12 protein-coding genes are annotated in these 14,436 nt (G+C 42.2%); 11 read left to right on the forward strand and 1 reads right to left on the reverse strand.

The features are described 5' to 3' along the window. Positions 1–8: 8 nt before the first annotated feature. The 8 genes from ABMY45_RS08255 to asd all read left to right on the forward strand — a co-directional run bounded on the left by ABMY45_RS08255 (position 9) and on the right by asd (position 10,472). Positions 9–1,376: a MotA/TolQ/ExbB proton channel family protein gene (locus tag ABMY45_RS08255; protein WP_010605502.1), complete on the forward strand. Its 1,368-nt coding sequence runs from the start codon at positions 9–11 to the stop codon at positions 1,374–1,376. A 2-nt stretch (positions 1,377–1,378) separates the two neighbouring features. Beyond that, positions 1,379–1,906: a MotA/TolQ/ExbB proton channel family protein gene (locus ABMY45_RS08260; protein ID WP_010378705.1), complete on the forward strand. Its 528-nt coding sequence runs from the start codon at positions 1,379–1,381 to the stop codon at positions 1,904–1,906. 22 nt (positions 1,907–1,928) lie between these two features. Continuing rightward, entirely contained in the window at positions 1,929–2,339 is a 411-nt protein-coding gene (locus tag ABMY45_RS08265; protein WP_349288732.1) for a biopolymer transporter ExbD, read from the forward strand. A 9-nt stretch (positions 2,340–2,348) separates the two neighbouring features. Beyond that, the gene (locus ABMY45_RS08270) at positions 2,349–2,954 is read left to right on the forward strand and encodes an energy transducer TonB (RefSeq protein WP_010605501.1); all 606 of its coding nucleotides are present in this window, start codon (positions 2,349–2,351) and stop codon (positions 2,952–2,954) included. Between the two features lie 21 nt (positions 2,955–2,975). Then, positions 2,976–4,286 carry a CDC27 family protein gene (locus tag ABMY45_RS08275; RefSeq protein WP_349288733.1) on the forward strand — a complete coding sequence of 437 codons (1,311 nt, stop codon included), beginning with the start codon at positions 2,976–2,978 and terminating at the stop codon, positions 4,284–4,286. 190 nt (positions 4,287–4,476) lie between these two features. After that, positions 4,477–6,147, forward strand: a complete 1,671-nt coding sequence (locus tag ABMY45_RS08280) for a hypothetical protein (RefSeq protein WP_174169173.1) — start codon at positions 4,477–4,479, stop codon at positions 6,145–6,147. A 77-nt stretch (positions 6,148–6,224) separates the two neighbouring features. Then, the gene (locus ABMY45_RS08285; protein ID WP_174169174.1) at positions 6,225–8,912 is read left to right on the forward strand and encodes a TonB-dependent receptor; all 2,688 of its coding nucleotides are present in this window, start codon (positions 6,225–6,227) and stop codon (positions 8,910–8,912) included. 444 nt (positions 8,913–9,356) lie between these two features. Next, positions 9,357–10,472, forward strand: coding sequence for an aspartate-semialdehyde dehydrogenase (asd, locus tag ABMY45_RS08290; RefSeq protein ID WP_102058111.1), 1,116 nt, complete (start codon positions 9,357–9,359; stop codon positions 10,470–10,472). Between the two features lie 201 nt (positions 10,473–10,673). Here the strand turns inward: asd and ABMY45_RS08295 are convergent, their stop codons facing one another. Next, complete coding sequence (locus tag ABMY45_RS08295) at positions 10,674–10,850, reverse strand: hypothetical protein (protein ID WP_349288734.1); 177 nt, start codon at positions 10,848–10,850, stop codon at positions 10,674–10,676. A 232-nt stretch (positions 10,851–11,082) separates the two neighbouring features. Here ABMY45_RS08295 and ABMY45_RS08300 point away from each other — a divergent pair, with 232 nt between their 5' ends. The 3 genes from ABMY45_RS08300 to ABMY45_RS08310 all read left to right on the forward strand — a co-directional run bounded on the left by ABMY45_RS08300 (position 11,083) and on the right by ABMY45_RS08310 (position 14,179). Beyond that, positions 11,083–13,077 (forward strand): methyl-accepting chemotaxis protein, encoded by a 1,995-nt coding sequence (locus ABMY45_RS08300; protein ID WP_349288735.1) that lies wholly within the window; start codon positions 11,083–11,085, stop codon positions 13,075–13,077. 6 nt (positions 13,078–13,083) lie between these two features. Continuing rightward, entirely contained in the window at positions 13,084–13,533 is a 450-nt protein-coding gene (locus tag ABMY45_RS08305) for an N-acetyltransferase (protein WP_349288736.1), read from the forward strand. Between the two features lie 391 nt (positions 13,534–13,924). Then, positions 13,925–14,179, forward strand: a complete 255-nt coding sequence (locus ABMY45_RS08310; protein ID WP_174169178.1) for a hypothetical protein — start codon at positions 13,925–13,927, stop codon at positions 14,177–14,179. Positions 14,180–14,436: the final 257 nt, after the last annotated feature.

Consider the following 14,436-nt stretch of genomic DNA (forward strand, 5'->3'; position numbering starts at 1 on the left):
AGACCACTATGAAATTCGTACAAAAATTCACTAAACACGCTATTTTCGCAACAACACTTGCGTTAACCGCATCTGCGCATGCTGAACAAGCATTAGATTTAGATTCACTACTTAAAACCTTAGAACAAGGGCAAACCGCACAAACAGCGCAAAACAAACAACGTGAAGCCGAGTTCAAAGCGCAGCAAAACAACCAAATCCAAATGTTGAATGCGTTAACGGGTGAACGTAACCAAGCGTTGGCTAAATCTGAACGTCTAGAAACTAATTTCGAAGAAAATGAAATTAAACTGGCCAACCTAAGTGACACGCTTAGCAAGCGTATGGGTACATTAAAAGAGCTATTCGGTGTGCTTCAACAAGTAGCTGGCGATAGTTCAAATAAGTTCGCAACGTCAGTTGTATCAGCTGAAATTAAAGGTCGTGATGATTACATGACTGAGCTTGCGAAAAAGATGGGCTCAACATCGCGTCTAGCATCAATCGAAGACATTGAAAAAGTCTGGTTTGAGATGCAACGTGAAATGACGGAACAAGGTAAAGTGTCACGCTTTAATACCGAAGTTATCGTAGCCGGTGGTGCCAAGCAAAACAAAGAAGTGCTTCGCGTCGGTGCGTTTAACTTAATCGCTGATGGTAAATACCTGACTTACAACAATGATACACAAACGCTTTCTGAACTGACTCGTCAGCCAGCGTCTCGTTTCACCTCAACAGCGGGTGAATTACAAAATGCGAAGACCGGTTCTGTCGATTTTGCCCTTGACCCAACAGGCGGCTCAATTCTCGGTCTACTAGTACAAGCGCCAAATACCGAAGAACAAGTACACCAAGGTGGCGCGGTAGGTTATGTGATCCTAGGTGTTGGTTTACTGGCACTACTTATTGCAATTGAGCGTTTTGTATCACTCATGTTGATGGGTTCTAAAATCAACCGTCAGCTTAAAGATAGTGTTGCCCGTGACGACAACCCGCTAGGTCGAGTGATGAAAGTGAAAGAGCAATACCCAGATGTGGCTTACGATACGCTAGAACTTAAGTTAAGCGAAGCAATCCTTCGTGAGATGCCAAAGATCACTCGTAACCTGACTTTAATCAAAATTATTTCAGTCGTAGCACCGCTACTTGGTCTACTTGGTACAGTGACCGGTATGATCAACACCTTCCAAGCAATTACTTTGTTTGGTACGGGAGACCCTAAACTGATGGCTGGTGGTATTTCTCAGGCCCTCGTAACCACCGTACTTGGTCTGGTTGTCGCTATCCCAACCGTATTCCTTTACACACTACTAAACACACGTTCTCGTAACTTGCTCCTTATTCTTCAAGAGCAGAGCGCGGGGATCATTGCTGAGCGTAGCGAGAAAGGAGCGTAATCGTGGTTTTATTGCTTGATGCAATTAACGCTTTACGTGAATTCCTTGATACAGGTGGCCAGGTTCTCCTGGTCATCGGCTTCGTAACCTTCGCCATGTGGCTACTTATTCTCGAGCGCTTCATGTTTGTGTTCGGTAAATACAGAGGCTACAAAAACGAAGTCCTACAAGCTTGGAACTCGCGAAATGAGCGTAACAGTTGGAACGCAGAGCAGATAAGACAAGCAACTATCTCTCGCGTGGGGATCAAACTCAACGCCAACTTACCATATATCAATGTCATGGTGGCACTGTGTCCTTTACTAGGACTCCTAGGCACGGTAACTGGCATGATTGAAGTATTTGATGTAATGGCGATCACCGGATCAGGCAGTGCACGCTCTATGGCATCTGGGGTATCAAAAGCAACTATCCCGACAATGGCAGGCATGGTTGGCGCGCTTTCGGGTGTATTTGCATCGACCTACCTTCAGCGTAAAGCCAAGCGTGAAGTTGAGTTGTTAGAAGATAAAATGCTACTAGACCATTAAGCGGTCGTGTGAGGAAAGAATTATGAGAGCACCACTTGCAAAAGTATTCCAAGAAGAAGAAGCAGAAGAAATCAACATGACGCCAATGCTGGACGTTGTATTTATCATGCTTATCTTCTTTATTGTAACGGCCTCTTTCGTTAAAGAAGCGGGTATTGATGTTAACCGCCCAGAAGCGGCCACTGCAGTTAAAAAGCAAAGAGCCAATATCCTGGTTGCAATTTCAGATACTGGTGAAATTTGGATTAACAAACGCCAAGTAGACATCCGTGCAGTTCAAGCAAATATTGAGCGTCTTAAAGCGGAGAATCCGCAGGGTAGTGTGGTTATTCAGGCTGATAAAAAGGCAATTACTGACACGCTAATTAAAGTAATGGATGCATCACGCGCAGCTGGCGCATTTGATGTTTCGATTGCAGCACAGGAGTCATAGGAACATACCATGCGTTACTTAATTGCTTTAGTAATTGCAGGCATAGTTACCTTTTTCCTTTTCTTGGGTATGCAAGCGCTTATCCAAGGAGGGGAAGGAGCAATGACAGATCCTGTAAAAGGACAAGTACTAGATTTCGTCCGTCTTAAAAAAGAAGAGACGGTGGAGAAAAAAGAGCGTAAGCCACAAAAGCCACCAACACCTAAAGAGCCGCCTCCACCAATGGATGCACCACAAACCCAGAACAACAATCTTGACGCAACAGGCGGCAACTTTGATTTTAGTGCCAATGTGGACGCTGACGTAGATTTGGCGAGTGGTTTAGCACTTGAGTCCAGTGATGGTGAATATCTGCCAATCGTTAAAGTTGCGCCGGTATATCCAAGACGTGCGTTATCACGCGGAATTGAGGGGTATGTGATTGTTGAGTTCATTGTAACTAAACAAGGCACTGTGAGAAACCCTGTTGTAGTTAGCGCCGAACCGGAATCGATCTTTGACCAAGCAGCGCTTGATGCGGCATTGAAATTTAAATACAAACCTCGCGTAGTAAACGGTGAACCGGTTGAAGTTGCGGGTGTTCAAAATAAGATTTCATTTCAAATTAATGGCTAACTGCCATTAAGGATTGCGATTATGAAAATGTTTAAAAAAATTACGTTAGTAAGTGCGTTATTTAGCGCAGGTTTAATAGCGCCGAGTCTCATTTCAGTCATACCAAATGTTAATTTGGCAACGGCTTATGCTGACTCAGAAACTAAAACCAAGCGTGTGCCCGCGCTACGCGAAAAAGTGTATAGTCAACTGGCTCGAGCACAAAAACTAGCAGACGATGGGCAAGTTGCAGAAGGCCTCGCCGCATTAGATTCGGTGAAAGAACGCGTTTCGAGTATGAATAGCTACGAAGTGGCAATGATGTATAACTTCTATGGCTTTATTTATTACAACGAAAACAAGCTCGACAAGGCCATCGAATCTTTCAAAGCAGTTATTGCGGAAGAATCTATTCCTGAGTCCCTGCGTCTTTCTACGACATTTAGCTTGGCTCAATTGGCCATGGCAAACAATGATTTTGAAAGTACATTATCATTCCTTGATCAGTGGAAAGAAGCTAATACCCAGGCCCCAAAAAGCAACTTTTATATTTTAAAAGCGCAAGCACAATATCAACTAAAAAAATATAATGATGCGATAAGCAATATAAATACTGCGATTGATTTAGTTGAATCCGACGGTGAACTACCAAAAGAAAACTGGTTAGTTCTTCAGCGAGCGATATATTACTCATTAAATCAGCCAAAAAAAGTAGCAGATGTTTTAGAGAAAATGGTTACCCTCTATGACAAACCACAATACTGGATCCAGCTTGGCGGCATGTACGGTGAAATAGGTGCCGAGAAAAAACAGCTTGCAACATTTGAAACTGCAAAGCAAAGGGGCTTTATAAAATCGAAATCTGATTATATGCAACTTGCTCAAGTCTATTTAATGAACGCCTTGCCTTTTAAAGCAGCGGAAGCACTTGATAACGGAATAAAAGCAGGTGTCGTTGAAGACAGCGCCAAAAACCTAACTTTTATCGCAGAAGCATTCGTTCAAGCAAGAGAAGATAAAAAGTCACTACCTTTCTTCCTAGCAGCAACTGAAAAAGTTGAACATGGCAATTTAGATCAGAGACTTGCAGAGATCTACTTAAATCTTGAAAAGTATGATGAAGCCGCAGATCACGCCCGACTTGCTCTCAATAAAGGCGATTTAACGTTTGAGTCTAACGCCTATGTCGCACTTGGAATGGCACAGTTTAACCTGCAAAACTTTGATGCTTCTATATTGGCCTTCGAACAAGCTGAAAAGCACAAAAAATCAGCAAACCTCGCTAAGCAATGGATTAAATATGTGAAGCGGGAAAAAGTTCATGCTGAAACATTAAAACAAGCTTTATTATAATATTTTATAATCGCAACACCAAAGCCGCCTTCGGGCGGTTTTTTATTTTTAAAAGTTCCAATTTTTATTATGAAGATTTAATTACAATCATTTTGTGTAATCTTCGTGTAATAAAACCCCATTAATTTAGTCACATCATTTAAACACAGTAAAAAAATAATTTTTTAAAAGTCTACTATTGGAGTTAGCAATGGAACTAAAAAACCTCTTCAGAGTCTCTGCAATCGTCGCTGCTATGGCACTTACTGGTTGTGGTGGTGACATCGAAGTTACACCTACTGTAAACGATAACAGCACTAACAATTCAAACAATACAACAAACAATGGCGATTCAGGCGGTGATACAGGTGGCGATACTGGCACAACTAACCCTTGTACAACTCGCGCAGTAGGAAGCACTGAAGTTCAAGGTACGTTCCAAGCACCACACTGTGTATACGGCACTGACTTTGCTTCTAAATCGCTAGAAGTACAAGGTGATGTTACATTCAAAAAGCTTGAGAATGGCGGCGCTCACGTATTCAAAGGTGCACTTTTAATCGGTAAAGATTGTAACACATCAACAGGTTGTACAATCGAGGCGAACGGTCCAACACTAACTGTAGAGCCAGGTGCTGTAATGGCATTCACTTCTGGTGAGTCAGTGGTTCGTATCGCGCGTGGCGCGAAGATCAACGCAGTTGGTACTGCAGCCGAGCCAATTCGTTTCACTTCAGCAGCAGAATTTGACGCATTTAACCTAGCAGGTATCGGTCCACAGTTTGCTGACTGGGGTGGTATCATGGTTAACGGTTTTGGTATCACAAACGAATGTACCGATGCAGAGCGTGATGGCGACCTATGTAATGCAGATTCTGAAGGTGTAACAAGCTACTATGGCGGTAAAAACAACGCAGATAGCAGCGGTCAAATCAAATATGCGCACATTTGGTATGCAGGTTCTGGTCCTCGTGATGGCGGCCCTGGGGACGACTTAAATTCACTAACACTGAATGCTGTGGGTTCTGGTTCAAGCTTCGAATTCCTTCACATTCACCAAGGTTTTGACGATGGTATCGAATTCTTCGGTGGTGCTGCAAACATCAAAAATATCGTAGTAACGGATACTCAAGATGATGCTGTTGACGTTGATGCAGGATGGCAAGGTAAAGGCCAGTTTATCCTTGTTAAGCACGGTACAATTCAAACTAAGCGTGACGTTACTTATGCTGATGACAACGGCGACGCGGTACTAATTCCTGCGGGCACAGAAGGCTTCATGGGTAACAATGGTTTTGAAACCGATGGTGAAAAAGCAGCAGGCCCTGATTACAGCCAAGCACCAGCATCTACGCTTAATTTTGCAAACGTAACTGTGTTAACGACTGATGGTAACTCAATTCGTGATGATGACGAATCACAAGGTATGAAGTTTGACGATGCAATCCGTGGTATGTATTACAACGCATTAGTAGTTAAATCATCAGCTGCGAATGGCACTGAATGTTTAGAATTTAAAGATGATAAGGCTGCTGCAAACGCTGAAGCTGATACGCTTAACTATGTAAGCTCTGTACTTGCTTGTGCTGCAAACTTTAAAAATGGTTCTGACCCATTACCTGCAGGTGAAGGTAAAGAAGACTGGTTTGTTAACGCAGGCTCTAACCAAATTCTAAACGGTGCAGCTGACGTAATTGCAGCAGACGGCTTCTCAACAAATTCAAGCTCTACCGCTATCACTATTGAAGCAAACGACCTAAGCAGCCTAAATGATAACTTCTTCACGACCGTTGATTACATTGGTGCGGTATCTGATAAAGATACGTCTTCTGAATGGTATCAGTGGGTTAAGAAAGCAATTGAGGCTTCAAACGCTGACTAATTATCCGTAATGACCTTAGTTATTACAATTAAGGCGCAGTCATTGCGCCTTTTTTATGATTTTTGGCAGGATTGCATATGGATACTCAAATGAAATTTAAAAAAGTTGCTTTAGCCATCAGTACGGCACTCACAGTCGCAACTTCTCTACCAAGCGTTGCAGAAGAAGAACAGGCAATCGAAGAAGTTGTTGCGGTAGGTACTCGTTTGCAAGGTAGTGCTGCAGCGGTAATTGAAGAACGTAAAAACCAAGCCTTTGTTGCGGATATCTTAGGCGCAGAGCAGCTATCTAGAACAGGTGATAGTGATGCAGCATCCGCGCTACGTCGTGTTACCGGTCTCACGTTAGTTGACGGCAAGTTTATCTATGTTCGTGGCCTAGGTGAGCGTTACTCAAGTGCTCGCCTGAATGGTGCCGCAGTACCGAGCCCGGACTTAACTAGAAACGTTATTCCACTCGATATTTTTCCAGCAAGCATTATTGAAAGTCTAGCGGTACAAAAAGCTTATTCTCCATCAATGCCTGCTGCATTCGGTGGTGGTAACATCGATATCCGTACTAAGTCTGTACCATCGGAGTTCACCGCAGGTATTGAGGTAGGTATTGGCCAAAACTTTAATTCTGATAAAGGCTTTACCTACAGCGGTACCACGGAAGGTATACCTCAAGTACTACAAGATGCAGTTGTAAGATATCGTGGTAACTTTGACATCGGCGAAGTTGTAGACAAAAACGGTTTCAAAGATAAAGACGGGCTAACACGTGCGGATCAAGCAATTGACGTGATCAAAGGTTTTGTGTCATCACTTCCTCGCGATATTCAAGTCAAAGAAGAGTCCCTAGATCCAAACTTTGATGTAAAAGCCAACATTGGCAATAGTTTCCAAGAAGATTGGTTAGGCGGCACGGTAGGCTTTATGCTTGCGGGTTCCTATGACAACGATTGGAATTATAGCGACCGCACAACAGGTGTTATTGACGACACATTAGGTGAAAACTGTACTTCAAAACTAGAAACCGCAGAAGACACAGCCAATTCCTGTTATGTGACACTTAAAGAATCTAAAGTAACGACTGAAACTGAACGCCTAAATGGTGTATTCAATATCGGTTACCGCTTAGATCAGCATAGCATTACTTATTCTAAGATTTATCTCGAAGATAACGAAACCGAATCAGAGTTTTCCGTGTTACAAAGCCCTAACGGCAGTACCGTTAGAACAATTGCGGGAACGGGCGCGGCACAGCGTTCACATCAGTTTGATTACGAAGAACGCACGTTGGATATCGACCAAGTGATTGGTCAACACACGTTCCTCGATTACTGGGGGGTAGGCTTTGACTGGCAGTATACAGAGTCAAAAGCGCAAACCGATATTCCAACAGAAATCGACTTTAAGTTTATTGATAACTATAACGAAGACGGCTCTTATAAAAACTCCATCGTTACCGGTGATGATAACCGTATAACGTACGCCTTTACCGACATGGAAGACAACGTAAAGTCTTACAGCGGCAATGTCACCTTACCGTTAACCTTCGAGGGCATAGAAATTACCCTCAAAGGTGGTTATGACTTTATGGACAGAGCGCGTGTTTACAATACCAGTAACTTCGTTGTAAACAACAAAAGTGGTATATCCATCCCAGTAAACTTTGATGAGTCTGAGATCTATGGATTATCGGGTTATCTTGACGATGAGTTTTTGAACAACAACACTTTCTTGTTGACCTTCAACGAACCTCAGGCACCAGCGGCGGACGATTATATCGCAGCTCAAAAGATTGATGCGGGCTATGGTGAATTTGATATCTTCTTCGACAATACCTGGCGTATTAGTGGTGGTATTCGTTACGAAGACTTTAAACAAGTGTCACTTGCAACATCGAGTCTGATCTTCGACCGCATAACGATGGAAACGATTTACGATGAAGAGCGTATTTTAGCCGGTACAGTTAACGAAGATAACTTCTTTAACGCACTATCGCTAACGTATCTTTCAGACGGTAACTATCAAGTACGTTTTGGTTATGGTGAAACCACAGTACGCCCTGACTTACGTGAGTTAGTACCGGTTGCCTACTATGATCCACTAACCGATATCCGCACCTTCGGTGTAGCTGGCCTAAAGAGTAGCGACCTGAAAAACTATGACGCGCGCTTTGAGTACTATATGGATAATGGCGACAACTTCTCAGTTGCGGCATTCTATAAAGACATCACGGCACCAATAGAAACCATCTTACGGGTTGGTGATGAAGACTATACAGCAACCTTCGTAAATGGTGAGGAAGGCGAAGTATACGGTATCGAAGCCGAGTGGTTATATGACTTATCGAGTCTTGCGAGTGGCTTCTTTACGTCAGGTAACATCACCTTAAGTGATTCCGAAGTATCGATAGATCCTGCTCGTGCAGGTAACTTAACCAATCCAACAAAGCGTATGACGGGTCACTCAGAGTACGTAGTTAATATGCAATTAAACTATGATTCGGCTGATGGTCAACACAGTGGTTCATTAGTGTATAACGTCTTTGGAGAGCGTATTTTGGCTTCTGGGATTGGTGGTAGAGATGATGCTTATGAGCAACCATTTCATTCGCTTGACCTAGTATATACTTGGTATCCAGACTTTAACTCTAAAGTTAAATTTAAAGTCAAGAACTTGCTAAATGAAGATCAAGAAGTAACTCAATCTGACGTGGTAGTAAGACAAAAAGATGTTGGCACCTCAGTTAGCCTGAGCTACAGCTACGAGTTCTAAGGAACAACTAAGCTTAAACCAAAGCCAAGGCCCGCCTTGGCTTTTTTGATCTTTATCAATCTTTCTAAATTTTTTTATTTGTTATTCGTTATTTCATAGACTAAGTTCTGTAACTTTGTGTATAGTTGGTCTATATATAAAAATATATCTAAATACTTCAGTAAGTTACTAGCTTGTTAATATACTTGTCATATTTAACTAGTAACATTATTTAAGAGCTTTAAAAACAAAACCATAGCTCGTTTCGTACCGAGTTCTTGTTGACGCAAATGCGTTAAATTAGGACAACCTTTACATGTTGTATCCAAACCCCGCCATGCGGGGTTTTTTATTTTTTAAAATCCTGATTTCTAGCTAGTCCACTGCGTATTCTTTTGCTATGGTAGCCATCTAGACATACGACTCACGCAATGATCCGTATAATCAAGAATTAAGGCACATAACATGAAAAAAGTAGGACTCGTCGGCTGGCGTGGAATGGTTGGCTCCGTGCTGATGGAGCGTATGCAACAAGAAAATGACTTTGAGGTCATTGATGCACACTTCTTTACTACCTCGCAAGCGGGCCAACTTGGCCCCGTTGTGAAAGGCGGTGGAGAGCCAAAGCCGCTAAAAGATGCAAGCGAAATTCTATCGCTTAGCGAAATGGATATTATCATCTCTTGCCAAGGCGGAGATTACACCAAATCTGTATATCCTTCATTGCGTGAACAGGGCTGGGAAGGCTATTGGATAGATGCAGCTTCAGCACTGAGAATGGAAAAAGACAGTATTATTGTGCTTGATCCGGTCAACAAAGATGTCATCCAACAAGGTCTTGAGCAAGGTGTAAAAACCTTTGTTGGTGGTAACTGCACGGTTTCTCTTATGCTACTAGCGCTTGGTGGTTTATTCGAGCAAGACTTAATAGAGTGGGTGAGCCCAATGACCTATCAAGCGGCATCAGGTGCAGGCGCAAGAAATATGCGTGAACTCATCACTCAAATGGGTGAGATCCACAGCTCGGTTAAAGCACAACTCAACGACCCAAGTTCAGCCATCTTAGAAATCGATAAGCTAGTGGCAGAAAAAATCAAAGATGAATCTTTACCACAAGATCAATTTGGTGTGCCGTTAGCCGGCAGCTTAATTCCATGGATTGACGTTCCAATGCCGTCTGGGCAAAGTAAAGAAGAGTGGAAAGCACAAGTAGAAGCAAACAAAATCCTTGGCTCGTCAAAGCAGCCCATTCCTATTGACGGATTGTGTGTACGAATTGGCGCGATGCGCTGTCATTCACAAGCGCTCACCATCAAGTTACGTGAAAATCGAAGTGTCGAAGAAATAGAAGCGATTCTCGCTGCACATAATGAATGGGTTCGCGTCATTCCAAATGAGCGTGATATTACCGCAAAAGAGCTAACTCCGGTTAATGTTACCGGCACACTGAATATTCCGATAGGCAGGATAAGAAAGCTCACTATGGGTGAAAAATATATCAGTGCATTTACTGTTGGTGATCAACTTTTATGGGGGGCGGCAGAACCACTTCGTAGAATGTTAAGGATCATTACAGGTTAGTTTCTAAAGGCGCCGTCGGCGCCTTTTGTTTTTTTAATCGATGACTTTTGTAAGACCGATTAAGGCGTTTTCACTCTCACCATCGTGGCATCGAGTATCAGCACTATCTCTATTTTCAATGACTAAGCGATATACAGTGCGGTATTTTTCACCTTCACGGATAGCATCCAGTACAGGCCCTAACAGATAGTGCTGTTCTGGCTAAATGATAACAGGCTCAAGGTCAACTCCGGACTCACGCTCAAACCTAACTTCGTAGCTATTATTACCATTTGAATAAAGGTCGTACACGATACCTTTACACGTAAATACAACCGCATATGACTTCAAAGAGATAAGCGCAAGGCTCACTAACATTAGTTTGATAAATCCTTTCATACATTCCTCTATTTAATTTTGACGCCAATACCATTATTAGCAACAAGAAGGTAGCAACACTTCACTACCATTTGCTTTCAGAAAAATTACTTCAATTAACATTTACCTATCCTTCCAGCCTCTAAACGTTAAATCCGTCACGATGTTCGTTACAAAATATCTCACCTTAATTTTGTTGGACTATAGTTACCTTGATTAAACAATAATCTACGCTCGCGCTACGGAGAGACGAATGGGTATTTTGAAAAGATTCTCGATTATGCAGCTCACGATGATAAGTTCTTTCTCACTGCTTGCATTTTTACTATTTTTAGTTGGCAAAAACGTTTTGAATAACTGGAGACAGTACAATGCGGCCGATCAAAATATCAACTATGTCGTTTTGCTCGACGCCATTGAGAAAGTAGCGCATCATCATGCGGTAGAGCGCGGCTTAACGGCTGGGTTCCTTGGTAATCCAAGTAGTGATAACAAACGAAAGGTCGACGCGCAACGTGAAATTGCCGACCAAACAATATCAACGCTTAAGAGTATTCACTCTTCACTGTTTCTTAAAGATAAAAATGTGCAAAAATGGTTACCTTATATTTTTGAAGTGGAAGCCAATAAGAACCGCGTAAGAGGTGAGGTCGACAGGAAAAATGGCAGTAATGCTTTTGCTTACTACAGCAAACTTAATCAAGTTTCATTAAACACAGCAGCAAAAATTCAAGCCTACGTATCAGATAGAACCTTGTCTTCTGAACTTTCTATTGCTTTCCTTATTGCCCAAAGCAAAGAGCGCCTTGGACAGATCCGTGGCAAAGTGAATGGTGTGCTTGCGAAAAAAGCAATGTCAGACACCCTCAAAGACGATATCAAGTACTATCGCCAACAGCTAGAGATGTCATTACATCAATTAGAAACCGCACTCGAAGGTACGGGCCAAAGCAACGTACAAACTATTTTATCTTCAAGCGAGGCAAAAGCATTCAATCAAATTCTTGATACTCTTGAAAGCCAAGGGCAAGTTGACTTTAGTCGCTTACCTTCAAGTGCCGAGTGGTTTTCTGCGGCGACAAGTCTAATAGGTAAGTTCAAGACCAAACTCGATTCAGTGTGGGAAATGACAATTAAAGATAGCCAAAAGCACAAATCAGATATCGCATTTGAAAGTATCTTAATGTTTGTGCTTTTTGTCGTCGTTCTCAGCTTTATCGCGCTCGTCAACTTTCATCTGATTCGCTCGTTACGCTCGGAGCTTTCACAATTAACGAGTATATTAAAACGCGTAGCTGAAGAGGGCGACTTAACTTTAGATATGCGCTTAAACACGCGCGATGAGCTTGGGCAAATCTCCGAGTCAATTTACAATACGATTTATGCGTTTAAAGACCTAATGGTTGGCTTAGCTAAGTCCGTTCAGGTAGGTACGAAACTAGGCGAAAAAATGCATTTAGCAGCCTCTAACGTCAATGAAGATGCACAAAAAACCCAGGGCATGGCATCTTCCATTGCGGTTGCAATAGAAGAAATGGCCGCAACCAGCCAAGAAATTGCAAAACTCGCGCAAGATACGCTGGATGCCAGCGACCAACTTAACATCGAATCACAGCAGTTACTTGCAGACAACCAAAAAAACTTAGACACCATGAAAACCCTCTCGACGAGTATGAACGCCGTCGACGAGATGGCCGCGAGTATGGAAAAGCAGGTATCTGAAATAAACACTATCTTGGATTCAATTCGCAGTGTTGCCGAACAAACTAACCTGCTAGCACTCAATGCCGCAATTGAAGCAGCCCGTGCAGGCGAGCATGGCCGCGGCTTTGCTGTTGTAGCCGACGAAGTGCGAGGACTTGCAAACAACAGTAAACAATCTTCAGAGCAAATTTCCACGCTGTTACTTAGCCTGTCAGAGATAAGCCAAAGCGTTGTGAAATCAATAAGAGAAAACACACTGCTCACACAAAATACCATGAACGAAGTAGAAGAAACGCGTAAAGTATCGCTCAGAGTAAACGAACACAGTTCGCATGTTGAAAAACTCACGACTTCGGTTGCCACAGCAGCTTGCGAACAGTCTGAAGTGGCCGCCGATATATCACAAAATACCGCTGCTGTACTTGACGCTGCAAACCATGAATTAGATACATCGAAAGCGTTAAATGAATTGTTTAAAGATATGAAACTAAACAGCGATACGCTACAACGTACAATGGATATATTTAAAATTGATAAGAGCTAGCACCATATGAATATTCGAGAGTTGACAGAGGAAGACTATCCGAGAATTTTTGAGATCTATTCGAAATCTAAGCTGGATGAGCTTCGTTTTGAGAAGAAGACATTTAAGCTCTTACCTCTAGAAAATGATGAAAAGAGACTATCAGCGCTAAAGGAATCAAAGATATACGTTTTTGATGATGGGAATATTCTTGGGTTTGGAGCAATATTTGGGTCAGAGATTAGGGCACTATTTGTTTGCCCTAGTGCTAGAGGAAACGGAATCGGAAGAAAAATGCTTGAATTCCTTTTGTCACAAATATGCGGCAAGGCGAACCTTTTTGTCGCCAAGACAAATAAGCCTGCAAAGGAGTTATACAAGGCATACGGATTCGAAGTGTCTGATGAATTTCTCACTGAATATAATGGCGAGTCAGTGTATGCGAATGAAATGGTTCGTATAAAAGGGCAGTACTAGCAAGACGAAGTAATATGAACTTCAGATAGCTCGAACGTGTACTTTGGCGTTTTTATCTGCCAAAGAATACCTGAGCCTATAGCTGTAATTTCATTCAGCCGTTAACGGGAATTGGTGACGCCTACCACCATTTGCATCAATGCTGGGGGACTTTTGAAAGTGCGAATTATTGGTGTAAATATTTGATCTGTTTTTTGCGTGATTACCAAGGGATACTGACGGTATAAGTATCAGCTAATTTTTACCAGCGCATAAATGAGCTTACGATCAGTATTACTTATTAGGTTTAGAATTCACCTGCCAGACAGTTATAAGAGGACGGTGACGGTTTCAGCATTACAAGGTATATTAGTACTAATAACCTATGATACTCCAATAGAGAGCGGAAAATATGAAAACTTTAATCTACGTCGTAGGGTTAGCATTATTCTCATTTTTCACTGACTTTTCTTCTTCATCAGGGTTTGAAGGGATCTTTAGTCCCATTTTATCAGGCCTATTGCTAATCTTGTTGGTTGGTAAAGTTACTTCTTCCTTTGGAGGCTCTGGCAACTATACGGGCAAAACGAATGGTGATGGCGGAGGCTTTTTCGGCAATTCAGGAGGGGATGGTGGCTGCAATGGTGGAGATGGCGGAAGTTGTTAATGCCAGCAATCATATATGGCTATCAGCCAAGGAATTCATGTATAAGCTTTTTATTAATCGAAATACGGGCATAAAATCGCAACTTCAACTTAGGTGTTTTTCACTCAAAAAAATTAAGAAATGGACAGAGAGGCAGAAAAGAATCAATGTTTAAGTTCACTTTTCTTTTTATTCCCGAAATGGGTAATAAGCATAGTATTCCACTGCTTAAGACTTAACAAGAGGTTGTGTTTTTAGCAAAGTCATTTTGGTTGGTT

This window comes from Pseudoalteromonas sp. XMcav11-Q (assembly GCF_040104525.1).
GTDB lineage: Bacteria > Pseudomonadota > Gammaproteobacteria > Enterobacterales > Alteromonadaceae > Pseudoalteromonas.

What these genes read in the sequence shown, in the direction of transcription:
- ABMY45_RS08280 (WP_174169173.1), top strand. Translation starts at nt 4,477, where the DNA reads ATGGAACTAAAAAACCTCTTCAGAGTCTCTGCAATCGTCGCTGCTATG.
- asd (WP_102058111.1), top strand. Translation starts at nt 9,357, where the DNA reads ATGAAAAAAGTAGGACTCGTCGGCTGGCGTGGAATGGTTGGCTCCGTG.
- ABMY45_RS08255 (WP_010605502.1), top strand. Translation starts at nt 9, where the DNA reads ATGAAATTCGTACAAAAATTCACTAAACACGCTATTTTCGCAACAACA.
- ABMY45_RS08265 (WP_349288732.1), top strand. Translation starts at nt 1,929, where the DNA reads ATGAGAGCACCACTTGCAAAAGTATTCCAAGAAGAAGAAGCAGAAGAA.
- ABMY45_RS08270 (WP_010605501.1), top strand. Translation starts at nt 2,349, where the DNA reads ATGCGTTACTTAATTGCTTTAGTAATTGCAGGCATAGTTACCTTTTTC.
- ABMY45_RS08295 (WP_349288734.1), bottom strand. Translation starts at nt 10,850, where the DNA reads ATGAAAGGATTTATCAAACTAATGTTAGTGAGCCTTGCGCTTATCTCT.
- ABMY45_RS08300 (WP_349288735.1), top strand. Translation starts at nt 11,083, where the DNA reads ATGGGTATTTTGAAAAGATTCTCGATTATGCAGCTCACGATGATAAGT.
- ABMY45_RS08305 (WP_349288736.1), top strand. Translation starts at nt 13,084, where the DNA reads ATGAATATTCGAGAGTTGACAGAGGAAGACTATCCGAGAATTTTTGAG.
- ABMY45_RS08285 (WP_174169174.1), top strand. Translation starts at nt 6,225, where the DNA reads ATGGATACTCAAATGAAATTTAAAAAAGTTGCTTTAGCCATCAGTACG.
- ABMY45_RS08310 (WP_174169178.1), top strand. Translation starts at nt 13,925, where the DNA reads ATGAAAACTTTAATCTACGTCGTAGGGTTAGCATTATTCTCATTTTTC.
- ABMY45_RS08275 (WP_349288733.1), top strand. Translation starts at nt 2,976, where the DNA reads ATGAAAATGTTTAAAAAAATTACGTTAGTAAGTGCGTTATTTAGCGCA.